20 protein-coding genes are annotated in these 25178 nt (G+C 68.8%); 5 read left to right on the forward strand and 15 right to left on the reverse strand.

Annotated elements, in window-relative coordinates:
* Nucleotides 1–5 precede the first annotated feature (5 nt).
* From nuoH to RT91_RS10240, 13 genes are all read right to left on the reverse strand, one after another.
* On the reverse strand, nt 6–977 hold the full coding sequence (gene nuoH / locus RT91_RS10180; RefSeq protein ID WP_007423371.1) for an NADH-quinone oxidoreductase subunit NuoH: 972 nt from the start codon (nt 975–977) through the stop codon (nt 6–8).
* The gene (gene nuoG, locus RT91_RS10185; protein ID WP_035187115.1) at nt 974–3682 is read right to left on the reverse strand and encodes an NADH-quinone oxidoreductase subunit NuoG; all 2709 of its coding nucleotides are present in this window, start codon (nt 3680–3682) and stop codon (nt 974–976) included. Before nuoG ends, nuoH begins: the two co-directional genes overlap by 4 nt.
* The gene (gene nuoF / locus RT91_RS10190; protein ID WP_011942001.1) at nt 3679–4983 is read right to left on the reverse strand and encodes an NADH-quinone oxidoreductase subunit NuoF; all 1305 of its coding nucleotides are present in this window, start codon (nt 4981–4983) and stop codon (nt 3679–3681) included. The genes nuoG and nuoF overlap by 4 nt, the downstream gene beginning before the upstream one ends.
* Nucleotides 4983–5480 (reverse strand): NADH-quinone oxidoreductase subunit NuoE, encoded by a 498-nt coding sequence (nuoE, locus tag RT91_RS10195; RefSeq protein ID WP_007422600.1) that lies wholly within the window; start codon nt 5478–5480, stop codon nt 4983–4985. The genes nuoF and nuoE overlap by 1 nt, the downstream gene beginning before the upstream one ends.
* The gene (nuoC, locus tag RT91_RS10200; RefSeq protein WP_035187117.1) at nt 5467–7245 is read right to left on the reverse strand and encodes an NADH-quinone oxidoreductase subunit C/D; all 1779 of its coding nucleotides are present in this window, start codon (nt 7243–7245) and stop codon (nt 5467–5469) included. The genes nuoE and nuoC overlap by 14 nt, the downstream gene beginning before the upstream one ends.
* Nucleotides 7246–7255: 10 nt before the next feature.
* Nucleotides 7256–7951 carry an NADH-quinone oxidoreductase subunit B gene (locus RT91_RS10205; RefSeq protein ID WP_013639612.1) on the reverse strand — a complete coding sequence of 232 codons (696 nt, stop codon included), beginning with the start codon at nt 7949–7951 and terminating at the stop codon, nt 7256–7258.
* Between the two features lie 4 nt (nt 7952–7955).
* Nucleotides 7956–8354 carry an NADH-quinone oxidoreductase subunit A gene (ndhC, locus tag RT91_RS10210; protein WP_013639611.1) on the reverse strand — a complete coding sequence of 133 codons (399 nt, stop codon included), beginning with the start codon at nt 8352–8354 and terminating at the stop codon, nt 7956–7958.
* A 185-nt stretch (nt 8355–8539) separates the two neighbouring features.
* Nucleotides 8540–11197 carry a cation-translocating P-type ATPase gene (locus tag RT91_RS10215; protein WP_035187118.1) on the reverse strand — a complete coding sequence of 886 codons (2658 nt, stop codon included), beginning with the start codon at nt 11195–11197 and terminating at the stop codon, nt 8540–8542.
* Nucleotides 11184–12200 (reverse strand): sodium:calcium antiporter, encoded by a 1017-nt coding sequence (locus RT91_RS10220; RefSeq protein WP_035187119.1) that lies wholly within the window; start codon nt 12198–12200, stop codon nt 11184–11186. Before RT91_RS10220 ends, RT91_RS10215 begins: the two co-directional genes overlap by 14 nt.
* 192 nt (nt 12201–12392) lie before the next feature.
* A complete protein-coding gene (locus tag RT91_RS10225) occupies nt 12393–13442 on the reverse strand; it encodes an oxidoreductase (protein ID WP_035187121.1) in 1050 nt (349 codons plus the stop codon).
* Nucleotides 13443–13519: 77 nt separating this feature from the next.
* Nucleotides 13520–14536, reverse strand: coding sequence for a xanthine dehydrogenase family protein subunit M (locus RT91_RS10230; protein ID WP_035187122.1), 1017 nt, complete (start codon nt 14534–14536; stop codon nt 13520–13522).
* Nucleotides 14533–16878 (reverse strand): xanthine dehydrogenase family protein molybdopterin-binding subunit, encoded by a 2346-nt coding sequence (locus RT91_RS10235; protein WP_035187123.1) that lies wholly within the window; start codon nt 16876–16878, stop codon nt 14533–14535. The genes RT91_RS10230 and RT91_RS10235 overlap by 4 nt, the downstream gene beginning before the upstream one ends.
* Nucleotides 16879–16880: 2 nt before the next feature.
* A complete protein-coding gene (locus RT91_RS10240; protein ID WP_035187125.1) occupies nt 16881–17477 on the reverse strand; it encodes a (2Fe-2S)-binding protein in 597 nt (198 codons plus the stop codon).
* Nucleotides 17478–17661: 184 nt separating this feature from the next.
* Between RT91_RS10240 and RT91_RS10245 the strand changes: the two genes are divergently transcribed.
* Nucleotides 17662–17940 carry a metal/formaldehyde-sensitive transcriptional repressor gene (locus RT91_RS10245; RefSeq protein ID WP_007423520.1) on the forward strand — a complete coding sequence of 93 codons (279 nt, stop codon included), beginning with the start codon at nt 17662–17664 and terminating at the stop codon, nt 17938–17940.
* Between the two features lie 8 nt (nt 17941–17948).
* On the forward strand, nt 17949–19253 hold the full coding sequence (gene dmeF / locus RT91_RS10250; protein WP_035187126.1) for a CDF family Co(II)/Ni(II) efflux transporter DmeF: 1305 nt from the start codon (nt 17949–17951) through the stop codon (nt 19251–19253).
* Nucleotides 19254–19284: 31 nt separating this feature from the next.
* Here dmeF and RT91_RS10255 read toward each other — a convergent pair whose 3' ends face one another.
* Nucleotides 19285–19680: a helix-turn-helix domain-containing protein gene (locus RT91_RS10255; RefSeq protein WP_035187128.1), complete on the reverse strand. Its 396-nt coding sequence runs from the start codon at nt 19678–19680 to the stop codon at nt 19285–19287.
* Nucleotides 19681–19758: 78 nt separating this feature from the next.
* Between RT91_RS10255 and RT91_RS10260 the strand changes: the two genes are divergently transcribed.
* On the forward strand, nt 19759–20466 hold the full coding sequence (locus tag RT91_RS10260) for a cation transporter (protein ID WP_035187179.1): 708 nt from the start codon (nt 19759–19761) through the stop codon (nt 20464–20466).
* 32 nt (nt 20467–20498) lie between these two features.
* The gene (locus RT91_RS10265) at nt 20499–21473 is read left to right on the forward strand and encodes a cation diffusion facilitator family transporter (RefSeq protein ID WP_035187129.1); all 975 of its coding nucleotides are present in this window, start codon (nt 20499–20501) and stop codon (nt 21471–21473) included.
* A 21-nt stretch (nt 21474–21494) separates the two neighbouring features.
* Here the strand turns inward: RT91_RS10265 and RT91_RS10270 are convergent, their stop codons facing one another.
* The gene (locus RT91_RS10270) at nt 21495–23009 is read right to left on the reverse strand and encodes a multicopper oxidase family protein (protein WP_035187131.1); all 1515 of its coding nucleotides are present in this window, start codon (nt 23007–23009) and stop codon (nt 21495–21497) included.
* A gap of 652 nt (nt 23010–23661) precedes the next feature.
* On the opposite strand from RT91_RS10270, the gene RT91_RS10275 reads away from it, so the two are divergent.
* Nucleotides 23662–24837 carry an acyltransferase gene (locus RT91_RS10275; protein WP_035187180.1) on the forward strand — a complete coding sequence of 392 codons (1176 nt, stop codon included), beginning with the start codon at nt 23662–23664 and terminating at the stop codon, nt 24835–24837.
* The last annotated feature ends 341 nt before the right edge of the window (nt 24838–25178 follow it).

The raw sequence follows: 25178 nt of genomic DNA on the forward strand, positions 1-25178 counted from the left end.
CCCCTTCATATGGCCGGCCCGGCGAGCATCAGCGCGCCGGTGACGAGAATGTTCAGCAAGGTGAGCGGCAGCAGGATCTTCCAGCCGAACGCCATGAACTGGTCGTAGCGCGGGCGCGGCAGGGCGGCGCGCAGCAGGATGAAGAAGGCGACGAAAAACCCGGTCTTGATCGCGAACCAGAGGAAGGGCGGCAGCAGCGGGCCATACCAGCCGCCGAGGAATAGCACCGTCGTCATCGCCGAGACGACGATGATGCCGATATATTCGCCGACGAAGAACATGCCGAACTTCATGCCGGAATATTCGGTGTGGAACCCGGCGCCGAGTTCGTTCTCGCCTTCGGGCAGGTCGAACGGGAGGCGGTGGGTTTCCGCGATGCCGCCGAGGAAGAAGACGACGAAGCCGATGAATTGCGGCACCACGTACCAGAGATGCCGCTGGCTGTGCACGACATCGGTGAGGTTGAAGGAGCCGGCGAGCATCACCACGCCCACCAGCGACAGCCCCATGAAGACCTCGTAGCTGACCATCTGGGCGGCGGCGCGCATGCCGCCGAGGAGCGAGAACTTGTTGTTCGACGACCAGCCGGCGAGCACCACCGAGTAGACGCCGAGCCCGCTCATGGCGAGGAAGAACAGCAGGCCGACATTGAGATTGCCGATGATGCCGATCATCGGCGTCGCCGGGACGACGGCGATGGCGAGCATCACCGTGACCATCGAGATGGCCGGGGCGAGGACGAAGATGACCGGGTCGGCGAAGGGGGGAATCCAGTCCTGCTTGAAGAGCAGCTTGATGCCGTCGGCGACGACCTGGAGCACGCCGAAGGGGCCGGCGCGGTTGGGGCCGTAACGGTCCTGCCAGAACCCGAGCAGGCGGCGTTCGATCCAGGTCAGCAGCGCGGCGGCCGCCATCAGCACCGCGAGGCCGATCACGACGTTCAGCAGGCCGATGACGATCTCGTTGCCGTGGGTCATGACACGGGCGGCTCCGCCGGGCGCAGCCGCAGCCATGCGGGGATGGCGTGCGGCCTCTGCGCGAAGCCGGCGAGCCCGGCGACGCCGCGCGGCAGGGCGGGATCGATCTCGACCGCGAGGTCCTCCCGCGCATCGCCGATCTCGCAGGCCAGGTTCTGGCCGGCGGCGACGCCGAGCGAGGCGGCGTCCTCGGCGTTGAGGACGAGCGCGGGCGGGGCCGCGCGTTCGCGGATGGGCGGGGCGCGGCCGGCCTGTTCATCGTCATTGAAGACGCGGGGCAGCAGGATAGCGAGCCATTCGTCCGGCCGCGGGGAGAACGCGGCGGGGATCGATGCGTCGTAGGGCCGCGCGGCGTCCGGCCGGGATTCGAACAGGCGCACGCCGGGATCGCCGCCCTTGAGCGGGCCGTCGATTTCCGCCTGGAAGCGGTTGAGCGACTGCACCGAGTTCCAGCCCGGCGCCCAGAAGACCGGGCGCAGGGCCGGCGGCATGGCGCCGTGATGGCCTTCCATCGTCGCGCTGAAGGGCGAGTCCGCCGGGACGGGCGGCTTCGGTTCGTGCACGTTGCGCCCGGCATCGATCGCGGTGCGGCCGGAATAGCGGCGGGTTTGGCTGGCGATGCGGGAGCCGACGACGCGGAACGCCGCCGGCGGCGCGACACCGGGCAGCGCGGCGAAGCGCGGCAGCGAGGCGGCCAGGCCGGCGGCGATGGCGTCGGTCGTGGTCAGGCTCTCGCAGGACGGGAGCCCGGCGGCGCGGGCCGCGGCAACAAGCCAGCGCCAGGATTCGGCGAGACCGTCCTCCGCGATGATCGGCGGGTAGAAGCGCTGCGCCCGCCCCTCGGCGCTGACCAGGGTTCCTTCGGCCTCGGCGAAGCTGGCGGCGGGCAGGACGAGATCGGCCCGGCGCGTGGTGGGGCTTTCGGAATGGTCGAGCACCACGAGGCGCGAGGCGGCCAGCGTGGCCTCGAGCACCGCCGCGGGCGTGCGGCGGTGGAGGTCGTTCTCGAGCACGATGACGACGGGCGCCTGCCGCGCCAGCGCGGTTTCGACACTGGCCTCCCCCGCCGTCATCAGGGCGAGGCCGAGGCTGTTGCATTCGGGAACGTTCAGCAGCAGCGCCGGCGTCTTGCCACGGGCGCGCAAGGCGGCGGCGATGTTGGCGGCGGCGCGGACGATGCTCTCCTCGCCGCTCTCGACGCCGGAGACGACGAGCGGGTTCGGCGCGGCGAGCAGCGCGTCGGCGATCTCGCGTGCCGCCGTGGCGAGGCCTTCGGACAGGGCAGGAACATCCGGCGCGGCGGGATCGATGCGGGCGGCCACCGCGAAGCCGAGGCGGGCGATGTCCGCCGGCGCGGCGCGGAGGGCGCGCTGCGCGATGTCGTCGAGCCGCGTGGAGGCGGGGGTGGCGATGAACACGGGGCTGCGGGTGTCGCCGGCGTGATTGCGGACGCCGGTATCCTGCCAGGCGGGGATTTTCGCCGCCACCGCGCGCGCGATGCCGGCGCCGCGCGCCGCCTGACGGATCGACAGCGCCGCGCGCGGGGCGGCGTTGGGCAGGTCCGAGCCGAGAACCAGCACCGCATCCGCCGTCTCCATCTCGCGCAGCGAGGGGACATGCACGGCGCCGGAGCCGAGAATGTCGGCGACGAGGCGGAGCAGGCGCGCCTCGGCCGCACTGACGCCGGGGTAGAAATTCTGTTCGCCAACGAGCTGGCGCAGGACGTAGTTCGATTCCAGCGAGGCGCGCGGCGAGCCGATGCCGATGACGGCATCGCCCGCGCGCAGCAGGGCGGCGAGACGGGCGATCGCGTCGTCGCGGTCGATCGTCGCCTGGTTTCCATCGTCGCCGCGCCGGAGCGGGGCGCGCAAGCGGTCCGGCGCGTTGACGAAGCCGTAGCCGAAGCGGCCGCGGTCGCAGAGGAAATAGGTGTTGACCGCGCCGTTGTAGCGATTGACGATGCGGCGCAGCCGGTCGGCGCGGGCGTTAGCGATGGTGTTGCAGCCGAGGCCGCAATGGGCGCAGACCGAGGGCGCGCCGCGCATGTCCCATTTGCGGACGTAATGCGCGGAAAACGTCTTGTCGGTGAAAACGCCGGTCGGGCAGATCTCGATCAGGTTGCCGCTGAACTCGTTCTCCAGCGTGCCATCGGCGTGGCGGCCGAAATAGACGTGATCGTGGGCGGCGAAGACGTCGAAGTCGCGGCCGCCGGCATAGTCGCGATAGAAGCGCGAACAGCGGTAACAGGCGATGCAGCGGTTCATCTCGTGCTTGATGAACGGCCCGAGATCCTGGTTCCGATGGGTGCGCTTGGTGAAGCGGTAGCGGCGGTAGGTGTGGCCGGTCATCACCGTCATGTCCTGGAGGTGGCATTCGCCGCCCTCCTCGCAGACCGGACAGTCATGCGGGTGGTTGACCATCAGCCACTCGATCACGCTGGCGCGGAAGGCGACGACCTCGGGATCGGCGATCGAGAAGCGCGCGCCCTCGGGCACCGGGGTCATGCAGGCCATGACCATGCGGCCGGTCTGGTCGTCCGGCCCGTCATATTGCTTGACGGCGCATTGCCGGCAGGCGCCGACCGAATCGAGCGCCGGGTGCCAGCAGAAATACGGCAGGTCGAGCCCGGCGCCGAGGCAGGCCTGGAGCAGGTTTTCGTCGGGCTTCGCGGTCAGGGTCTTGCCGTCCACCTCGAAGGTCGTCATGCCCAGCCCTCCGCCGTGTCGTGCCAGGGGCAATGCCGCTCGCTGACATGACGTTCGAATTCCTCACGGAAGAATTTCAGGCCGCTGCGCAGCGGCGCCATGGCACCGGGGGCGAGATCGCAGAAGGTGCGGCCGGGACCGAGGAAGTCGACGTGATGGGCGAGCAGCTCGATGTCATCCGGCTCGCCCTCGCCGGCTTCCAGCGCCGTGAGGATGCGCTCGACCCAGGGCAGGCCGTCGCGGCAGGGGGTGCACCAGCCGCAGGATTCCTGGGCGAAGAAATGCTCGATGTTGCGCAGCAGGCCGACCGGGCAGCGCTTCTGGTCCAGCACCAGGATGTTGGCGGTGCCGAGCCAGCTGCCGATCTTGCCGACGGAGTCGAAATCCATCGGGACGTCGAAATTCTCGCGCATGATGAACGCGGTCGACGCGCCGCCGGGCAGCACCGCGCGCGCCTCGTAGCCCTCGCGCATGCCGCCGGCATGCTCCTCGATGATTTCGTTGAGCGGCGTGCCCACCGGCAGTTCCCACAGACCGGGGCGGTTGACCCGGCCGCTGACGCCGTAGAGCTTAGTGCCGCCTTCGGTCGCGCTGCGGCTGAGGCCGAGAAACCAGTCCGCGCCGCGCTCGATGATGGACGGCACGCAGCACAGCGTTTCGACGTTGTTGACGACGGTGGGCTTGCCCCACAGGCCGCTGGTCGTCGAGCGCGGCGGGCGGGTGCGCGGCACGGCGCGCTTGCCCTCCAGTGCTGAGAACAACGCGCTGGCCTCGCCGCAGATGTAGCGCCCGCCGCTGCCATGGACGTGGATGGTGAGCGAGAAGCCGGAGCCCAGGATGTCGGCGCCGAGATAGCCGCGCGCCTCGGCCTCGGCCACGGCGCGGGAGAGCCGCTCCATCGCCAGCACGTATTCGCCGCGGACGAAGATGTAGGCGGTTTCGGCCTGGACCGCGAAAGCGCCGATGATGATCCCCTCGATCATCAGATGCGGCGCGGCTTCGAGCAGGAGACGGTCCTTGAAGCTGCCGGGTTCCATCTCGTCGGCGTTGATGACGAGGTAGCGATGGCGCGGGGCATCCGCACCGCGGGGCGCGCCTTCCCATTTGCGGCCGGCGGGGAAGCCGGCGCCGCCGCGGCCGCGCACCTTCGCGCGCTTGACCTCCTCGACGACGCTTTCCGGCGACATGCCGAAGGCCTTGCGCATCGCCGCGTAGCCGCCGGCGCGCTCGTAGCCGGCGATGTCGAGCGGCTGGCGGCCGGGCTGGATGTATGAAGTGAGGGGTCGGTCCGCCATCGCCATCACCTGTACTGCTCCAGGATCGCGTCGATCCGCTCGGGGGTGAGGTTGCCGTGCAGGTCGTCGCCGATCATCATGGCCGGGGCGCGGTCGCAGCAGCCGAGGCAGACGATCGGCAGGAGGGTGAAGCGGCCGTCCGGCGTGGTTTCCCCCGGCTCGATGCCGAGGCGCTGGCGCAGCAGGTTGCGCGCGGCGGTGGCGCCCATCACCCAGCAGGCCACGCTGTCGCACAGCAGGATGACGTGGCGGCCCACGGGACGGCGGAAGATCAGGTTGTAGAAGGTGGCGACACCGTCGAGCTCGGCGGGTGTCATGCCGAGCAGGGCGGCCACTTCGGCGAGATGGTCGTCGGAGACATGGCCGTGGCGCTTCTGCACCGCCTTCAGCGCATCGATGCCGGCGGCGCGCGGGGTTTCGGACTCGCGCAGAAAGGTCGCGATCGTCTCGCGCAGGGCGGCATCGAGCGGTGCGGACGCCGGGCTGTGTTCAGCGGTCGACATCGGCCATCACGAAATCGATGCTGCCGATGATCGCGATCAGGTCGGCGACATAGGCGCCGCGGCTGATCAGCGGGATCATCTGCAGATGGGGAAAGGACGGGGTGCGGATGCGGGTGCGGTAGGAGACGGTGTCGCCGTCGGCGACCAGGTAATAGCCATTGATGCCCTTGGTCGCCTCGATGCTGACCATCGCCTCGCCGGGCGGCAGGACGGGGCCCCAGCTGACATTGAGGAAATGGGTGATGAGGGTTTCGATGTCCTGCATCGTCCGCTCCTTGAGCGGCGGCGTCGTCAGCCGGTGGTCGGACTTGTAGGGGCCGGGCGGCATGTTATCGAGGCACTGGCGGATGATGCGCAGGCTCTGGCGGATTTCCTCGATATGCACCACCACGCGGTCGTAACAGTCGCCGTTGTGGCAGATCGGAATGTCGAACTCGAGCTGGTCGTATCCGGAATAGGGGCGCTGGCGGCGATAGTCCCAGCCGAGGCCGCAGGCGCGCAGGCCGGGGCCGGTCACGCCCCAGTCCAGCGCTTCCTCCAGCGTGTAGGCGCCGACGCCGATCGTGCGGGCCTTGAAGAGGCGGTTGCGCATGACGAGCTTGTCGTACTCGTCGAGCCGCTTGGACTGGTAGCCGAGATAGTCGCGGATCATCCGGTCCCAGCCCTGGGGCAGGTCCGCCGCCACGCCGCCGATGCGGAACCAGGCGGGGTGCATGCGGAAGCCGCAGATCGCCTCGATGATCTGGAACACCCGCTCGCGGTCGGAGAACATGTAGAAGACCGGCGAAAGCTGACCCACATCCTGCGACATGGTGCCGTAGAAGACGAGATGGCTGGCGATGCGGAACAGCTCGGCGAGCATGATGCGGATCATCTGCGCGCGGGACGGCACCTCGATCCCCGCGAGGCGCTCGACCGCCATCACGTAGGGGAAGTTGTTCATCACGCCGCCGAGATAGTCGATGCGGTCGGTGTAGGGGATGTAGGTGTGCCAGGACTGGCGCTCGGCCATCTTCTCGGCGCCGCGGTGGTGAAAGCCGATCTCGGGCACGGCGTCGACGATTTCCTCGCCCTCGAGCTGGAGGATGATGCGGAACACGCCGTGGACGCTCGGGTGGTTGGGGCCGAGATTGAGGAACATGAAGTCGGAGTTCTCGCTGTGCCGCTTCATGCCCCAGGCCTCGGGGTTGAAGCGCAGCGCCTCCTGTTCGGCGCGTTCCTTCTCCTCGGTGAGGATGTAGGGGCCCATTTCGGTGGCGCGGGCGATGTAGTCCTTGCGCAGCGGATGGCCGGTCCAGGTCGGCGGCGTGAGGATGCGGAACAGGGTCGGGTGGCCGGCGAAGCCGATGCCGAACATGTCCCAGACCTCGCGTTCGTACCAGTTGGCGTTGGGCCAGATATCCGCGATGCTCTGCACCTCGAGCGCGCCCTCGGCGAGCGGGACCTTGATGCGGACATCGTCGTTCCGCTCGAAGGAGACGAGGTGATAGACGAGGGTGAAATCGGATTTCGGCAGGCCATCGCGGTGGACGCGCTGGCGTTCGTCGATCGCGGTGAGGTCGTAGAGCATCTGGAAGCGCCTTGTCGCACCGTCGCGCAGGTGCCGGAGCACGGCGTGCACGATGTCGCGATCGATCCAGATGGTCGGGATCCGGTCGGCGGTCTGCTGCAGGGTGAAGGAGATCGGCCCGAGCGTGCGGACCAGGTCGGACACGATACCCTGTTCGGCCTCTGTGGCGGGGATGCTGTTGAATTCCGTCAGCATCCCGCCCTCCCTAAACGCTGTCCGGCGTGGGGAGGCTGCCGGCCGCTTGCCTCTCCTGGTGTTTGAGATCGCGGAAGCTGGGCCGCTCGATCTTCTCGGCGCCGTTGGGACCGACCAGCCAGCTGAGCGGCCGGCGCTCGGAACCGATCGAGTTCTGCAGCAGCATCAGCCCTTCGAGCAGCGCGTCCGGCCGGGGCGGGCAGCCGGGGACATAGACATCGACGGGCAGGAAACTGTCGGCACCCTGGACGACGGCGTAGATGTCGTACATCCCGCCGGAATTGGCGCAGGCGCCCATCGAGATCACCCAGCGCGGCTCAAGCATCTGGTCGTAGAGATACTTGATGACGGGCGCCATCTTCACGAACACGGTACCGGAGATGACGATCAGGTCGGCCTCGCGCGGGGTGGCGCGCAGCACTTCCGAGCCGAAGCGGGCGATGTCGAACTTGCTGGTGAAGGCCGTCGCCATTTCGACATAGCAGCAGGAGAGGCCGAAATTGAACGGCCAGATCGAATATTTGCGGCCCCAGGCCACCATGTCTTCCAGCCGGCCGAGGGCCACGTTGCGGCGCACCGCATCGGTGAAGGTGCCGCCGCCGGGGGATGGGGCGGCCGGCTGGCCGGCTGTGCCGAGGCCGCGGAGAAGAGGCGCGGTCGTGGAGAGCCGTTGTCCCGTCGCGCCTTTGCCGAATGTGAATCGCATGGCGTCAGCGCCTCCGCACTATCGCAAGCGCGCGGGGCTTTGGCCCCCATTCGAGCGCGCCGGCGCGCCACAGATAGGCGAGCGCGGCGAGCAGGGCGAGGATGAAGACCGAGATCACGACATAGCCGGTCCATCCGGCGGCATGGACGGCGGTGGCCCAGGCGTAGAGATAGGCGGCTTCGAGATCGAAGATCACGAAGAACATCGCGATGAGATAGAATTGCACGGGAAGCCGGAAGCGGGCGTAGCCGACGGTGACGATGCCGGATTCGAACGGTTCGATGGTGGCCCGTTTCAGGTGCCGCTGGCCGAGGAAATGGGACACGCCGATCATACCCGCGACCAGAGCGATCACGACAAAGGTGTAGACCAGCAATACCCAGTAATGGGCGTTATCCGCCATGGTCCGTGTCCATCCCGGCAGGCGTTTCTCGAACCAGCGAGTGCGGCTCGAGCCGCAAGACGACAAAACCTTTCCTCACAATCTGACACTATTGTGACCGCGCCTGTCAAGCGAGTCGTACTGGCAACGATTTCCGACCGCCATGGTCCTGAATGGATGGGCGTTGACGCGGCTTGCGGCGATGTTCATGCCGCCTGACGGCGCCGCGCCCGGAGGCGCCGGACCCATTTGACGAGCTCCAGCAGGATGAAGATCAGGCTCGATGCGAGGACGCAGACCGCGAGTTCGGCGGCGGTCAGAGGCGCGGCGTTGAACGCGCCGTTGAGGCCGGGCGTGTAGATCACCGCCATTTGAAGCGCGAATGTGAGGCCGATCGCGCCGAGCAGCGGCCTGTTCGAGAGCAGCCCCTGGGTGAACAGCGACGCGCGCGACGAACGGATCGCCATGATCTGCCACATCTGCACGAAGGTCAGCACGGTGAAAACCATCGTCTGCCAGTGGGTATCGCCGAGGCGGAGCGCTCCCGCTTCCGTGAACAGCGTGATCGCGGCCATGACGAGGCCGGACCAGAACACGTCCCATAACATGCCGTTATCGAACAGGCCCTCGCGCGGCGGGCGCGGCGGACGGCTCATGATGTCGGGCTCGCCGGGTTCGGCCGCAAGGGCAAGGCCGGGCAGGCCGTCGGTGACGAGGTTGATCCAGAGGATCTGGATCGGCACCAGGGGGACCGGCAGGCCGAAGAACGGGGCGAGGAAGATCGCCCAGATTTCGGCCGAGTTGCAGGCGACCACGAAGCGGACGAACTTGCGGACATTGTCGTAGATGCGGCGGCCTTCGCGCACCGCCGCGACGATGGTCGCGAAATTGTCGTCGAGCAGGACGAGGCTCGCGGCCTCGCGGGCGACATCGGTCCCGCCGCGACCCATCGCGACGCCGATATCGGCATGGGCCAGCGCCGGCGCGTCGTTCACGCCATCGCCGGTCATGGCGACGATCTCGCCGTTCGCCTGCAAGGCCGTGACGATGCGGATCTTCTCGGAGGGATCGACGCGGGCGAACACGCTCGCCTCGCGCACGCGCCGGGCCAGCGCCGGATCGTCGAGCGACTGGAGCTCGCGGCCGGTGATGACATCGCCGCCATCGCCGACGATGCCGAGGGCACGGGCGATCGCGCGCGCGGTGACCGGGTGATCGCCGGTGATCATGACCGGGCGGATTCCCGCGGCCCGGCAGGTTGCGACCGCGGCGCGCGCTTCGGGCCGCGGCGGGTCGATCAGGCCGACGAGGCCGAGAAACGTCAGCTCCTGTTCCAGTTCGGCCAGCGCGTCGGCGGATGGCATGGCATTGCGGACGCCCTGGGCGATGGCGAGCACCCGCAGGCCGTCCTCGGCCATCTGCGCGGCCGCCAGCGCGATCGGTTCGGGATCGAGCGCGGCGACCCCCTGCCCCGTCGTCATCGTGGCGCAGAGCGGCAGGACGGCTTCCGGCGCGCCCTTCGTGTAGGCGACGAAGCGGTTGCCGTCGCGATGCACGGTCGTCATCCGCCGGCGCGCGGAATCGAAGGGGAGTTCCGCGACGCGCGGGGTGAGCGCCGCCTCGCGCCCACGGTCGAGCCCGGCGTCGGCGGCGGCGCGCCAGAGGGCGATTTCGGTCGGATCGCCGATGGCGTGAGCGGTTTCGTCCACGGCGATATCGTTGCAGAGAAGCAGGGCGCGGAGCAGCGGCGCGTGCCCGCCGAGCGCCGCGACGGGCTGGCGCTGGCCGCCGGCCCAGACCTCGGTCAGGCGCATGTCGTTGAGCGTGAGCGTGCCGGTCTTGTCCGAGCAGATCGTGGTGACGGAGCCGAGCGTTTCCACCGCCGGCAGCCGGCGGATCAGCGCCTGCGCCCGGGCCATGCGGGAGGCGCCGAGCGCGAGCAGGACGGTGACGACGGCGGGCAGCGCCTCGGGGATGGCGGCGACGGCGAGGCTGAGCGCGGTGAGCAGCATCAGCAGCGGCGCCTCGCCGCGGAGCAGGCCGATGCCGAAGATCAGCGCGCAGATCAGGATCGCCGCGATGGCGATCTGCCGGCCGAAGACGGCGAGACGCTGCTGCAGGGGCGTGCGCGGGGCGGCGGCGGATTCGAGCATGGCGGCGATGCGGCCGAGTTCGGTCGCCATGCCGGTCGCGACGACGACGCCGCGGCCGCGCCCGTTGAGGACGACCGTGCCCTTGTAGGCCATGCCGTGACGTTCGGCGAGCGGCTGGTCGTCCGGCGCCGCCGCGACATGCTTGACGACCGGCACGGATTCCCCGGTCAGCGGGGCCTCGCCGAGTTGCAGGCCGGCGGCCTCCAGCAGCCGGAGATCGGCGGGGATGGCGTTGCCGGCCTCGATGAGCACGATATCGCCGGGCACCAGACGGTCGGCCGGGAGGTGGTCGGGGTGACCGTCGCGCAGGGCGACCGCGGTGGGGGCCGCGAGGCGGCGCAGGGCGGCGACCGCCCGCGCCGCCCGCGCCTCCTGCGCGAAGCCGATGGCCGCGTTGAGCACGACGATCGCGAGGATCACCAGCGTGTCGGCGAGTTCGCCGATGACGCCGGAGAGAATGGCGGCGCCGATCAGCAGCAGGATCATGACATCGGCGAACTGGGCGGCCAGCATGGCGAGGCGGCCGCGCTGCCGGCCCTCGCGGATTTCGTTCGGACCGAAGCGGGTGGCGCGCGCCCTCGCCTCCTCGCCGGTGAGGCCCTGCGCCGCGTCGCTGCCGAGACGGGCCAGCGCGGCGTCTGGGCCGAGCGCGTGCCAGCGCACGGCATCAGCGGTTTCGGGCCCGGCGCCGTGTTCGTCAGTGCGTGCCATGGAGGAAGATCACATAGGAATTCAGCAGATACATCGTGAACAGGCCGAAGCTGATCCAGCCGACGGTTTGGAAGATGCGCCGCTGCGGGCGATACAATATGCCGGCGATCAGCAGGCCCGACATGATGACGGCGGACAGCGCCGACACGACATGCACCGGCGAGACCCGGTACAGGATCGGGCCCTGCCGGTAGAACAGGTCGTCGATGCCGAGGATGAGGATGTTGAACATGTTGCTGCCGAGCAGGTTCGCCATCGCCATGTCCACGGCGCCGATGCGGACGGCGACGACGCTGACCACCAGTTCCGGCAGCGAGGTGACGGCGGCGACCAGCAGCGTGCCGACGAAGGTCTGTTGCCAGCCCATCGCCGCGGCCAGCGCCACGGCGACGAATGGCAGCGCCGTGCCGGTGACGACGACGACCGCCGAAGCGAGCGCATAGCTGCGGACCGCCGTGCCGAGCGTGGTTCCGGCATAGCGGTCGGCCGCGTCTTCGGCGGCGTCCTCGCGGTGGTCGCGCTCGTAGAAGAAGACGGCGCGGGCGCCGAGCGCGTAAAGCAGGAAGATGATCGGCGTGTAGCCGCCGACCCCGAATGCGGCGAAGGCCATGCCCTGGCCGTGCAGGGCGATGTTCATGCCGACGAAGCCGATCAGCACGACGCCGAAGCCGGCGGAGAGGATGTGCCCCTGGCGCACGCGGCGGTAGACGCTCTCGCCGCGCTGCATGAAGTCGAGCACGATCAGGATCGCGAGGTTGAAGACGCAACTGCCGAAGACATCGCCCACCGCGGTGTCCGGCGCGTTGGCGATGGTCACGGCGCTGAGGCCGGTCGCGAGTTCGGGCAGCGAGGTGATGGCGGCGACGAGGATCAGGCCGATCCAGCCGCCGGTCAGGCCCGTCTTCACCGCGATGATATCGCCGTTGCGCGACAGCACCGGCCCGGCGGCGCCGACCAGCGCGAGGCAGGCGAAGAAGGCGAGCCAGGTTTCGGCGGCCGTCATCGCCGGGCGCGCCCGAAGGGAATGGTCCGTCCGCCGCCGGTCCCGAGGGAGGCGGGACAGGGCGGCTTCCGCTCGCTGCTCGACATGTCCGAAGCCCGATCGCGCTGTGAGGCCTATCGATCCCATGCCGGAGGGTTTGCGGCATTGAGGGAAATCAACGCGCCGGTCGGGGTGACGGAAGCCGATGAGCCGCTATGCGCCTGAAACGGGGATGGCGGCGTTGCCGGTCGATGCGGCGCGGGCGGCGGCATCGAGAACCGCCATCACCGCGAGCGCCTCGTCAGGCTGCACGGGATTCGGCGCGCGGCCGAGCAGCGCCTCGCGCAGCGCCGCGTAGAATGCCCGGTGGTCGCCGGCCGGCGCGGGCGAGGACAGCGGGGGGCTGGTGCCGTCGAGGAGGAGCAAATCGTCGGGATCCTCGCCCCAGCCGGGCGCGCCGGGGATCATGCCGGCGCGAAGCTGGTCTTCCTGCCGATCGGCCGCGCGCTTGACCAGGGTTCCCGCCTCGCCGTGGACGGTGAAGCGATGCGATCCGCCCGCCGCCAGCATGCCGGCGTGCAGGATCACGCGCAGGGCGGGATATTCGAGGACGACATGCGCCCAGTCCTCGACCGTGGCGCCCTGCCGCTGGGCGGCGAAACTCGCGATGACCCGCGACGGAGATCCGAACAGGCAGAGCGCCTGGTCGACGAGATGCGGACCGAGATCGAGCCACAGCCCGGCGCCGGGGCCCGCTGCCTCGCGCCAGCGCGGGCGGACCTGGGGGCGGAACCGGTCGACATGGGATTCGAAGTGGCGGACCGCGCCGATGCGGCCGGTTTCGATCGCCTGGCGGATGGCGAGGAAATCGCTGTCCCAACGGCGGTTCTGGAAGACCGCGACATGGCGATGCGCCGCTTCGGCCGCGGCGACCACGGCCTGCGCATCGGCGTGCGAGAGGGCAAAAGGCTTGTCGACGACGACATGCTTGCCGGCGGCGAGGGCCATTTCGGCGAGCGGGCGATGCGAGTCGTTCGGCGTGGCGATGACGACGAGGTCGATATCGTCGCGCTGGAGGAGCGCGGCGGGGGCCTGCTCGACCGCGATGCCGGGCAGGTCGGCCTGCACTTTCGCCGCATCGCTTGAGGCGACCGCGACGAGCGAATAGCCGGCCGTGGCCCTGATGAGCGGGGCGTGAAACGTGCGGCCAGCATAGCCGTAGCCGATCAGCCCCGCGCGGATATGTCGTTCGTCGTCGGCCATCCCGTCGTCTCCGTCCCGATGCGGTTGCAGGATGGCGATTGCAGCGGCGGGGGATGACCGTCAAGCGCCGGGCGCGGCTATGCGACCGCGGTCAGGATCGCGCGGCGGATGAGGGTCTCGAACAGTTTCAGCTTGTAGACGTTCTTCGCGAGCGGCGTCGCCCCGGCGAGGGCGGCGCGCGCGGCCTCGCGGGCGGCATCATCGGTGATGACGCGCCCGCGCAGCGCCGCTTCCGCGGCGCGCGCCCGATGCGGCACCGGCGCCGCCGCGCCGAGGATGATGGCGGCGCGCGTGCAGGTTCGGACAGTATCCATCTCGATCAGCACGGCGACATCGGCCAGCGGCCAGTCCATCGAATCGCGCTCGCCCTGGCGCAGATGCGCCATGCGGGCGCCGGACGGCGGAGTGGGGAGAACGATCGCGGTCAGGATTTCGTGCGGCTGGAGATCGTTCTCGCGTTGCAGGTCGATGGCCGGCCCGACGAGGAAATTCTCGAGCCCGACGCGGCGGGAGGTTCCGTGCGCATCGGCGAGGTCGACGAAGGCGCCGAGCGCGACAAGGACCGTCGCGGCGGTGGAGGGATGCACGATCGCGCAGGGATGGTTGTCGAAGATCGCGTGATACTGGTTCTCGCCGTCGAGCGCGAAACAGTGGCCGCCGCCCTTGCGCAGGCAGCGATAGGCGGCGGAGCGGAAATACCAGCAGCGGGGGCGCTGGAGCAGATTGCCGCCGAGCGTTGCCACGTTGCGGATCTGCGGGCTGGCCGAGTGGCCGACGGCCGAGGCCAGCGCGGGATAGCGCTCGCGGACGAGCGGATGCGCGGCGATGGCGGCGAGCGTGGCCGCCGCGCCGATGTGAAGCCCGTCGGCATCCTCGCGGATCGCGTCGAGGCCGGGAATGTCGATGACGCTCACCAGCATGGCGGGCGCCACCAGATCTTCCTTGAGCAGGTCGAGCACGTCGATCCCGCCGGCGCGCAGGAGTGCGACGCCGTTCGCCGGGCCGGCGCGGGTCATCGCTTCCGCCATCGTCGTGGAGGCCGAGGCGGCGGCGGCGGCGATCGTCGGGGCGCGGAGCGTGGCGAACGGCTTCATGGGGGCAGGTTCCGGGACGGAGAGCCGCCGAGCGCCGCCAGCACCGCGGCCGGGGTCATCGGCAGGCGCCGCATGCGGATGCCGATGGCGTTGCGGACGGCGTTGGCGATCGCCGGCGCGGTGGCGATGTTCGCCGGCTCCGCGATGCCGTAGGCATCGGTTGCGCTGTTGGCCTCGTAGTTTTCGAGGAGGACGACATCGATCGCGGGGGTCTCGTACGGTCCGGCGATCTTGTATTGCTCGAGATCGGGGTTGACCATGCGGCCGGTGTGACGGTCCATGATGCGGTCCTCGAACAGCGCGTAGGACAGGCCCATCAGGATGCCGCCATGAACCTGGCTTTCGATCTGACGCGGGTTCATCGGGCGGCCGCAATCCTGGACGGCGAGCACGCGCTCGACCCGGATGATGCCGGTTTCGGTATCGACCGCGACGGCGGCGAACTGCACGCCGCCGAGATCCTGCCGGGCCGTCGCCGCGTCGCCGTAGCGTTGCCCGAAGCCGGCGTAATCGTCGGCGCGGGAGGCGACTTCGCTGATGGAATCCGTGCGCAGCCGCGCCGTGACCTCGCCGAAGGCCAGGCCCCGGGCAGGATCGTCGCGGACGATGATCCGCCCGGCGCGGGCGATCAGGGCATCCGGCGCGACGCCCAGGCGCTGCGCGGCTTCGGCCAGCAGGCGGCGGAGGACGCGCCAGGCGGCGGTGCGGGCGGGCGGCGTGATCGACGCCGTCGTGCGGCTGCCATAGGACGGCGGCCCCGACGGAAAGATGGTATCGCCGATGCGGACCGTGATATCCTCCGCGCGCAGGCCGAGGACTTCCGCCACCGTCTGGGCGAGCACCGTGGTGATGCCGGTGCCGATATCCTGCACGCTCGACATCACCTCCACCGAGCCGTCGCGCAGGACACGGACCTCGCAGGCCGCGTTGATCTGCACATGCGCGCCCCAGTGGGACTGCGCCATGCCGATGCCGCGCTTGACCGGCCCCCGATCCGAACCCGGCGGCTGGCGGGCGGCCCAGCCGAAGCGCGCGGCGCCGATCCGCCGTTCCTCGCGGCGGACCGGGCTGGGATCGATCCTGTCGCGCAGGGCAACGGGATCGAGCGCGAGGCGTTCGGCGAGCTCGTCGATCGCCTGTTCGAAGGCGAAGGCGCCCGGCACGTTTCCCGGCGCGCGCATGGCGCAGCCGGGCCCGGCATTGGTGAAGACGTCGCGATGCGATGTCAGCAGGTTCGGACACCGGTAGACCGCGCCGGCAAAGTCGCCGACGCCGGCGCCGAGCGCCACGCCCGCCGTGCCATGGCTGGTCAGTTCGATCGCGGTCAGCGTGCCATCGCGCCGGGCGCCGATGCGCAGGTGCTGGAACGTGCCGGGCCGGTTGCCGGAATCGACCTGCTCCTCGGCGCGGGTCAGCACCAGGCGGACGGGCGCGCCGGCCGCGCGGGAGAGGGCGACGGCGGCGCGCCCATAGGTGCCGAGGGTCGATTTCGAGCCGAAGCCGCCGCCCATGCCGTCGACCACGACGCGCACGCGGGTGAGCGGGAGGGCGAACGCGGCGGCGAGTTCGTGGCGGATGCCGGCGGTGAACTGGGTGGACATGTGGACGGTGAGCCCGTCCTCCGTCCAGTCCGCGACGATGGCGTGGGGCTCCATGCAGCAATGGGTCTGCACCTGGGTGCGATAGGTGCCCTCCACCACCACATCGGCCGCGGCAAGGCCGGCGGCGACGTCGCCCCGCCGGTCGATCACGGCGGCGCGGACGTTGCCGTGTCGGGCGAGACCGGCGGGGGCCGGGAAGCCGGAGGGATGGCCGGCCGGCGCGGTGCCGGGGGCATAGACCGGCGGCGCTTCGCTGGCGCGGGCGTCTTCCATGTCGACGACGAAGGGGAGCGCTTCGTAGTCGACGCGGATGAGATCGAGCGCCGCACTGGCGATGGCCGGCGAGACGGCGGCGAGTGCGGCGACCGGCTGGCCGGCATAGCGGACCATGCCCGACAGGGGATCGCCGGGCTGCGCCAGGATGACGACCGCGCGGACGCCATCGAGCGCGCGGGCCGCGCCGACGTCGATCGCCCGGATGCGGGCATGCGCGAGGGGCGCGCGCAGCAGGCGGGCATGCAGCATGCCGCGCGGCGCGATGTCGACCGTGTAGCGCGTGGCGCCCGTGACCTTGTCGCGCCCGTTCAGCCGGGGAACCGAACGGCCGATGACCGCGAGTTCGGCGTTCGGCGGCAGCGGCGGCGGCTCGTCCGCCGGCACCGACCGCTCGATCGACCCGAGGCCGGCCCCGGCGATGCCGTGGGGGAAGCGCTCGGTGCGGCGTGACGGATCATGCGCCATGCTCAGGATTTCCGGACACGCGCGGCGTCGAGCGTCGCCGCGATGACGTGCGGATAGGTGCCGCAGCGGCAGAGATGTCCGCTGATGGCCGCCCTCACCTCGGCGTCGGTCGGTGCCGGCACGGAGTCGAGCAGGGCGGCGCAGCTCATGACCATGCCGGGCGTGCAGAAGCCGCATTGCAGGGCGTCGTGCGCGATGAACGCGGCCTGAACCGGATGGAGGTCGTCGCCGCGCGCCAGCCCCTCGATCGTCGTGACCCGATGCCCCGCGGCATCGATGGCGAGGAACATGCAGGAGACGATCGGCTTGCCGTCGAGCCAGACGGTGCAGGCGGAACAGGCGCCGCGATCGCATGCGACCTTGGTGCCGGTCAGGCCGAGCATCGTGCGGAGCGCATCGGCGAGGGTCGTCTGCGGCGGGATGGCGAGGATGTGGCCGGTGCCGTTGACCGTGAGGGTGACGGGGATTGCGCCGGGGCCGAGCACCCGCCCGGCATCCGCGGCGGGCGGTGCCGCCGCGGCGGGACCGGGCACGCCGGCGGCGGCGGCGGCAAGCGCCGAACCGCATATGAACGACCGTCGCGAAACATCATGCTCCACAGTGCAGGATCCGCCGCTCGAGGGTGTCCGGAACGGCATCCGGGCGGATGCCGATACTGGTCATGGTGGATAGCATCGGCCGGCGGTTCCTGCGTTGACCCATGTCAAGGGCGGTCGCGCGCCGGGGCCGTCCGCGGCGCTGCGCCCCCTGTCATAGGGAGGGGGAGTATGCTAGAGATGCCGGATGACCCATACCGTTCGTGAAAAGCGGAAGCTGCTGGCGCGCGTCCGCCGGATCCGGGGCCAGGTCGAGGCCATCGAGCGGGCGCTCGAGGCGGAGGCCGGCTGCGAGACCGTCATGCAGCAGATCGCCGGGGTCCGCGGGGCGATCGCGGGGCTGATGGCGGAGGTCGTCGAGGATCACGTCCGTTCGCACCTCGTGGACGCGGACACCCATCCCGACGCGCAGGACAACGACGCGACCGAGCAGCTCCTGGCCGTGATCCGCGCCTATCTGAAGTGAGGCAAGACATGTCTGATCAAACGACCTTCGCAGGGCACGACCATATTTTCCTGCGCGCCGACCATGAGCGCAGCGAACGCCGCACCTGGTGGGTGATCTGGATCTGCACGGCGATGATGATCCTGGAGATCGTCGGCGGATCGCTGTACGGGTCGATCGCGCTGGTGGCGGATGGCCTGCACATGAGCACGCATGCCGGCGCCCTGCTGCTCGCCGCCCTCGCCTATCGCTACGCCCGCAAGCACGCGGGCGATCCGCGCTTCAGCTTCGGTACGGGGAAGTTCGGCGATCTGGCGGGGTTCACCAGCGCCATCGTCCTGGCGATGATCGCCCTGCTGATCGGCTACGAGGCGATCAGGCGGTTCTTCGCGCCGGTGCCGATCGATTTTGCCGAGGCCCTGCCGATCGCCGGGCTCGGGCTCGTCGTCAATGTGGTCAGCGCGCTCATTCTCGCCGGCGGGCATGACCATGGCCACAGCCACGGCCATGCCCACGGACACGGGCATGGGCACGGGCACGGGCACGGGCACGGGCACGGGCACGGGCATCATCACGGACACGACGGGGATGACCACCACCATGACGACGAGACGCACCTCGTGACGATCGGCGGTGCCGCCATGCGCCTTGGCATTTTCGAGGATGGCGTGCCGCCGCGGTTCCGCCTGGCGGCGGAGGATGGCGATCTGCCGACGGCGGCGGCGGTGACGATCGAGACGATCCGCGCCGGCGGTCGGCGCCAGGCCTTCACGATGACGGCGGCCGACGGCTATCTGGAATCGCACGAGGAAATCCCCGAGCCGCATGAATTCACCGCGGTCGTTGCCGTCGGCGATGCCAGCGGCGCCGTGAACTTCGTCGAGCACGAGCACGCCCATGAAACCACCGGGCGCGACAACAACATGCGCGCGGCGGTGATCCACGTCGCCACCGATGCGGCGGTGTCGATCCTGGTGATCGTCGGCCTTCTGCTGGCGCGCGCCTTCGGCTGGCGATGGATGGACCCGGCAGTCGGCATCGTCGGCGCGCTGGTCATCGCGAGCTGGGCGTTCGGCCTGATCCGCGACACCGGCGCGATCCTGCTGGACATGACCCCCGACCGCCGCCTTGCGCAACGGCTGCGCGAGACGATCGAGGCGGATGGCGACGAACTGGCGGACCTGCATCTCTGGCGGCTCGGCCCGGGGCATCTGGGGGCCATCCTGTCGGTGCGGACGGCGAGCGGGCTGGGCGCTGCCGACTACCAGCGGAAGCTCGCCCGCTTCAGATCGCTTTCGCACCTGACCGTCGAGGTCCATGCGCGATCGGCGTGACGGGACGGACGCGAGGGCGCGGCGCGCCGGCTCACCGATCGGACGCCAGGGCTCCGAGGATGCGGCAGCGGGCGATGCTGCGCGAGGAGCAGGCACCGACCATCGATGCCAGTTCGCGGCGCAGGGCGGTGAGATCGGCGATCTTGCGATCGATCTCGTCGAGATGGTCGCGGGCGATCGCGTCGACATCCTCGCATGAGCGGTCGCGCTGATCCGCCAGAGCGAGCAGCGTGCCGATACGGTCGATCGGGAAGCCGAGGGCGCGCGCGCGCCGGATGAAGCGGAGACGCCCGGCATCGGTCTCGCGATAGCGGCGGTAGTTTCCCGCCGTGCGGGCCGGCGGCGCCAGCAGGCCGATCCGCTCGTAGTAGCGGATCGTCTCGATCCTGACGCCTGTCTTGCGGGAGAGTTCGCCGATTCCGAGCAAATCGCACCTCCTTGACCCTGTAGCGGCTACAGGGTCGAGATTGGCGCGGCGTTCCCCGTTGTCGAGGCTTTTGTGATCATGGACGATGCCCCTGCCACCATCGAGCCAACGCTTCAGGACCATTGCTGCGCCGCGGCCGGCCCGACAGCCGGCACGAGCCCGGCGCCGGCGCTGCGCGCGGAGAGGGCGGCGCTGATCGGGCGCGCCTTCCGGCTGGAATATGCAACGCTTGGCTGGATGGCGATCGAGGCGACGGTGGCCATCCTGGCGGGGCTCAGGGCGCGCAGCGTGGCGCTGGGCGCCTTCGGGATCGACAGCGTGATCGAGATCGCCTCCGCGCTGGTGCTGATCTGGCGCCTGAACGTGGAGCTGCGCCGCGGCGAGGCGTTCGGCGAGCAGGCGGAACGCCTCGCGGGCCGGCTCGCCGGCGGGCTGCTGTTCGCCCTTGCCGCCTCTGTCGTCATCATGGCGGCGTTCAGGCTGGCGGCGCGGGCCGGCGCTTCGTTCTCCTGGCCCGGCCTCGCGGTGACGCTCGCGGCGATGCCGGTGATGTATCTGCTCGCGCGGCGCAAGATCGCCGTCGCCGATGCGCTCGGCAGCCGCGCGATGCGGGCCGATGCGATGGAGAGCACAACCTGCTTCTATCTCTCGCTGGTCGTCGTGATCGGCCTGGCGGTTCAGGCGGTCACCGGCGCCTGGTGGGTGGACGCCGCGACATCACTTGGTGTTGTCTGGTTCCTGGTCAGGGAAGGCCGCGAAGCCTGGAGCGGCACCTGCTGTTGCTGACCCGGCATCCGGCCGGTTCGGAGGAGTTATCCATGCCGCACGATCATCATGCTCATGACGCCCATGCCGGCCATGACCATCACGGCCATTCCCACGGCCCCGGGCACAGCCATGCGCCGGCGGATTTCGGGGCGGCATTCGCGATCGGGGCGATCCTGAATTCCGCGTTCGTCGTCGGCGAGGTGATCGCCGGCATCGCGGCGCATTCGATGGCGCTGGTCGCCGATGCCGGCCACAATCTCGGCGACGTGCTGGGCCTGCTCGTGGCCTGGGTGGCGGCGGTTCTGGCGAAGCGGTCCCCTTCCCGGCGCTATACCTATGGCCTCGGGCGCGGCACCATTCTCGCCGCGCTGATGAATGCGACGATCCTGCTCATCTCCATCGGCGCCATCGCCGTCGAGGCCATCCGTCGGCTGTTCGAGCCCGCCCCGGTCGGCACGGCGACGATCATGATCGTCGCGGCGATCGGCATCGTCGTCAACGGCGTCACCGCCTGGCTGTTCGCCGCGGGGCGCGGGTCCGACATCAATATCCGCGCCGCGTTCCAGCACATGGCCTATGACGCGCTCGTCTCGCTCGGCGTCGTCGTGGCCGGCGCCGTGATCCTGCTGACCGGATGGGAGCGCATCGATCCGCTGGCGAGCCTCGCCATCGCCGGCGTCATCCTGGCCGGCACCTGGGGGCTGCTCAGGGATTCGGTCGCCCTTGCCATGGACCGCGTGCCGGACGGCATCGATATCGCCGCGCTGCGCGATTTCGTCCTGGACTGGCCGGAAGTATCGGCGGTGCATGATCTGCATGTGTGGCCGACAAGCACCACGGACAGCGCCATGACCCTGCATGTCGTGACGCCCGGCGGCCACCCCGGGGATGATTTCACCGGCCGCCTCGCGGAGGCGATCCAGCGGAATTTCGGGATCGGCCACCTCACCCTGCAGATCGAGACCGATGCCGCGCTGTGCGCGACGGACTGTTCGCGGCATCATCTCCCCGCGGCGCGGTCCTGAAGTTCCGGCCTGGCCCCTGCGTCAGACCGCGATCCCGCGATAGCGGAACTCGGTCATCATGCCGGTCGCCATGTGGTAGAGGTTGTGGCAGTGGAAGGCCCAGCGGCCGGGATTGGCGGCATCGAAGGCGATCCGCACGCGGCCGTGCCGGGGGGTGACCAGAACCGTATCCCGGACCGCGCCGTTCACCGTCTTGCCGTTGATGCCGATGACCTGGAAGGCATGCCCGTGAAGATGCATGGGATGCGCCATGGAAGAGCGATTGACCAGCTCGATTTCCACGCGCTGCCCGGCTTCGAGCATGAGCGGCGTGACATGCGGCCAGTAGTCGCCGTTCAGCGCCCAGCGATAGGGTTTCATCGATCCGGACAGGTCGATGCGGTGCACGAGGTCGGGCTTGCGCGGCCTCAGCGGCTGGGCCGCGGCGAGACGCATTTCCAGCGCATTGTCGAGCGGCGGCGTCCTGTCGTGCCCGGTTTCGGCGATCGTGGGGATGCGCGCACCCGGCGTTGCCAGGACGATGCCCGTGCGGCGACGCGAGGCTTCGAGACGCGCGAGGATGGGAAAGGCGCCGGAGGGCGGCAGGTCGACGAGGATGTCCATCCGCTGGGCGATGGCGAGCGGAAAGCGGGCGCCGGCGACCGGGTGAACCGGATGACCGTCGACGGCGACGATCCTGCCTTTGAGGGTCCCGAGATCGATCCAGAACTGGCTGGAGGACGAGCCGTTGATGATGCGCAGGCGCACGCGCCCGCTGCGCCCGACGCGCACCACCTCGGGATCGGCGAGCGTGCGGTCGTTGGCGAGGAAGGCGTCGTAGTCGATATCGTTCACATCCATGGTCATGCCGCCCATGGAGTGCCCCTGCCCCATGTCACCGGAGGACATCGACGCCATGCCGCCGGAGGCCATGCCATGCATGTTCATGGCCGGCGCCGCGACATTCTCGGCATGGCGGACCATATCGTGGACGGCGGAAGGCTTCGCCCCCGTCAGGCCGGCCAGAAGGTCGTCCGGCGTCCTGAAGCTGAAATCGTGCAGCATCAGCACGATGTCCTGCCGGTCCTCGCGCATCTCGGCGGCGGTGCGGACGATCAGCGGCGCCGTCATCAGGCTCTGCTCCTGCAGGCCGTCATGCGAATGCATCCAGTAGGTGCCGGGGATCGGCGCGTAGTCGTAGCTTCGGGTCGCGCCTGGCGCCAGCGGCGGCGTCTGCGGCCAGGGGAAGCCATCCTGGGTCCAGGGCGGCAGCTGGCCGTGCCAGTGGATGATCGTGTGCTCGTCGAGCGTGTTGGTCAGATCGACGCGGAAGCGCTCTCCCGGTGCCAGGAACAGCCCGGCTTGCCCGCTATCGGCGGCGAGACGGAAGACCCGGGCCGCGCGGCCGTTCACCTCGAGGGTGCGGGTGCCGGCCAGCAGGCGATGCCCGCCCGCGGCCGCGGCAGGGGCCTGACCGGCCTGCGCGGAAACCCATGGAACGGCACCGGCGGAACCGGCGGCGGCAAGAAGAAGGCGACGTGTCAGGCGGGAGGACATTGGCGATATTCCTGGCTGGGATCGGCGTTCGGTGGCGGGAGCGATATGGGGCCTTCCATCGTGGGAAGGTCAACGCGAAATGTGCTCGGGCAGATGGTGCGTGTGAAGGGCGCCGGATTTCGGATTTCCCATATTTAACGTATCTGTTTCGTAACAGTTGTTGCGATATGTTGCGGCCAGCGGACCGGGGCACGACATGCGGGAGGCCGGCCGGGCGGTGTCGCGGTTCCGGATTGACCGGATCGGCCGGAGCGTGCGTGGCGACACCATCGACGCCATGTGGGCAACAGAAAATTCATCGTCACGAGCCGCGTCGCGCGTGAATATTAAAAATGCATATAACAACATGTATTTATTTACACTTGAAACATTATTTCTCACTTTTAAATCCAAATCGTCATAAATACATTGGAGCAGATGTGCGTTTATATTGGAATAGAATCATTCTTTCATTTCGGCTTCTCACCGCAACTGGAATGTTGCGGGCTTTTCGCCTGGCGCCTCGCCTTGTTCTGACGTGGCGTGGTGAGGCCTGGGCGGCGCAGGTCCCGGTTGAGCCAGGATCAGGATTGCCCCTCGCCCGCCACTCGTCGCGGGATGCTGGACGCGGAGCGCTCGCCACCGTTCGGGGCCAGTGCGCGAGGGGGGCCTGATGACCCGGCCGGCGCTGTTTTCCGGCCAGACGGATGTATCCGTCCCGATGCCGGGTCTGCCTGAAATTCCCGACGGATATGCCGACATCCGAACACGGCCGGCAAAGTCGGATCGGATGGAAGGACTGACGGGATTGCGCGCCCTTGCGGCGCTATGGGTTGTCGGATTTCATTACAGTTTCGGCGCGTTCGCATACCTCTATCCGGCGGGTTCGCTGCGGGTGATCCGACTCGGCTATCTCGGCGTCGATCTGTTTTTCACACTGAGCGGGTTCGTGATCTGGCATGTCCATGCGGCCGATTTCCATCAGCCGACGGTGCCGGCATTCCGGCGATTCATCGGGCTTCGCCTCGCCCGCCTCTATCCGGTCTATCTTTTCACGATGCTGCTGTTTGTCGTGATTGTCGTCCTGGGGCCTGCGCTGGGCGATCCCTCATTCAATCCGAGGAATTATGAACCGGGCCAGTTTCTGGTCGATCTGTTCATGCTGCAAAGTTGGGGACTAACCGACCATCTCAATTGGAATTATCCGGCATGGTCGGTTAGTGCGGAGATGTTCTGCTATATCCTTTTCCCGTTCCTCGCATTTGGCCTCCGGAAGTTGAACAATGGTCTGGTGATGTCGGCAGCGGTCGCGCTGCCGTTGGCATTGGCGGCATGTTATTCGACGATATTTGGCCACACGATGAATGTGACCCTTGGAGGGCCGGTGCTGCTGCGGGCGGCGGCCGAGTTCACGGAAGGGTGCCTGCTGCGCCGCATCGTCGACATGGTGCCGGTGCGCCGTATCCGCTGGACCGTGCCGATACTCTTGATGATCGTCGCCACGGAAGCGATGTTCGTGCTCCAGAGCCGCCTTGCCGACTTCATGCCGGTGCTGGTCTTTCCCTTTGTCATCCTTGCCGCGAGTTCGAGGGCAAATCCCATTGGACGCCTCGCTTCCTCGAAGCCGTTCGTCCTTGTTGGGGCCGCGAGCTACTCGCTTTATCTGATGCAGGCGCCCGTGGAAAAAGGCGCGCGCTTTCTCCTGGCCTATGTCGCGCACGGGACAGCGCTCGAATGTGCGGCGGCGGTGTGCGGTTATATTGCAATCCTGGGCATTTCAACCGCGCTCGTTCACCGCTACGTCGAAAACCCCTCCCGCAGAAGCCTGCGGCAACTGGTCGCAGCATAAGGAGACGGCCGGCGGATCGATCACGCCGGCGCCGGCAACGGGGACGATGCGCCCCCATGCAACCATCGCGATGAGAATGGACCCGCGTCATGGCAGGGGCCAGAGCGTGTTGCCGGCAGCGCCTTCGCTTGATGCACGGCACGGCGGCACGTTTCGCACCGCAAAAGTGAGCCGGCTTCGCGTTGCTCATATTCAATTCGTATGCATAGAGTTTATTCGTTATTTGGCTATTGTTTGATCATATAGCTCTATAAACGCATATTTTTTGATATTTTTGTCTTGTTGCGCCGCATTCAGCGGCCTAATTTTCATCCATCCGGGCCGGTGCTGACAGCCCTGTC

It is taken from the genome of Acidiphilium sp. JA12-A1 (assembly GCF_000724705.2).
Lineage (GTDB): Bacteria > Pseudomonadota > Alphaproteobacteria > Acetobacterales > Acetobacteraceae > Acidiphilium > Acidiphilium multivorum.

Coding starts and splice junctions, on each gene's coding strand:
- nuoF (WP_011942001.1), bottom strand. CDS start 4,983: ATGGCGATGGCGGACCGACCCCTCACTTCATACATCCAGCCCGGCCGC.
- RT91_RS10260 (WP_035187179.1), top strand. CDS start 19,759: ATGGACGATGCCCCTGCCACCATCGAGCCAACGCTTCAGGACCATTGC.
- nuoG (WP_035187115.1), bottom strand. CDS start 3,682: ATGACGACCTTCGAGGTGGACGGCAAGACCCTGACCGCGAAGCCCGAC.
- RT91_RS10215 (WP_035187118.1), bottom strand. CDS start 11,197: ATGGCACGCACTGACGAACACGGCGCCGGGCCCGAAACCGCTGATGCC.
- RT91_RS10225 (WP_035187121.1), bottom strand. CDS start 13,442: ATGGCCGACGACGAACGACATATCCGCGCGGGGCTGATCGGCTACGGC.
- dmeF (WP_035187126.1), top strand. CDS start 17,949: ATGTCTGATCAAACGACCTTCGCAGGGCACGACCATATTTTCCTGCGC.
- ndhC (WP_013639611.1), bottom strand. CDS start 8,354: ATGGCGGATAACGCCCATTACTGGGTATTGCTGGTCTACACCTTTGTC.
- RT91_RS10205 (WP_013639612.1), bottom strand. CDS start 7,951: ATGCGATTCACATTCGGCAAAGGCGCGACGGGACAACGGCTCTCCACG.
- nuoH (WP_007423371.1), bottom strand. CDS start 977: ATGACCCACGGCAACGAGATCGTCATCGGCCTGCTGAACGTCGTGATC.
- RT91_RS10265 (WP_035187129.1), top strand. CDS start 20,499: ATGCCGCACGATCATCATGCTCATGACGCCCATGCCGGCCATGACCAT.
- nuoC (WP_035187117.1), bottom strand. CDS start 7,245: ATGCTGACGGAATTCAACAGCATCCCCGCCACAGAGGCCGAACAGGGT.
- RT91_RS10245 (WP_007423520.1), top strand. CDS start 17,662: ATGACCCATACCGTTCGTGAAAAGCGGAAGCTGCTGGCGCGCGTCCGC.
- RT91_RS10270 (WP_035187131.1), bottom strand. CDS start 23,009: ATGTCCTCCCGCCTGACACGTCGCCTTCTTCTTGCCGCCGCCGGTTCC.
- RT91_RS10275 (WP_035187180.1), top strand. CDS start 23,662: ATGACCCGGCCGGCGCTGTTTTCCGGCCAGACGGATGTATCCGTCCCG.
- RT91_RS10235 (WP_035187123.1), bottom strand. CDS start 16,878: ATGGCGCATGATCCGTCACGCCGCACCGAGCGCTTCCCCCACGGCATC.
- nuoE (WP_007422600.1), bottom strand. CDS start 5,480: ATGTCGACCGCTGAACACAGCCCGGCGTCCGCACCGCTCGATGCCGCC.
- RT91_RS10230 (WP_035187122.1), bottom strand. CDS start 14,536: ATGAAGCCGTTCGCCACGCTCCGCGCCCCGACGATCGCCGCCGCCGCC.
- RT91_RS10220 (WP_035187119.1), bottom strand. CDS start 12,200: ATGACGGCCGCCGAAACCTGGCTCGCCTTCTTCGCCTGCCTCGCGCTG.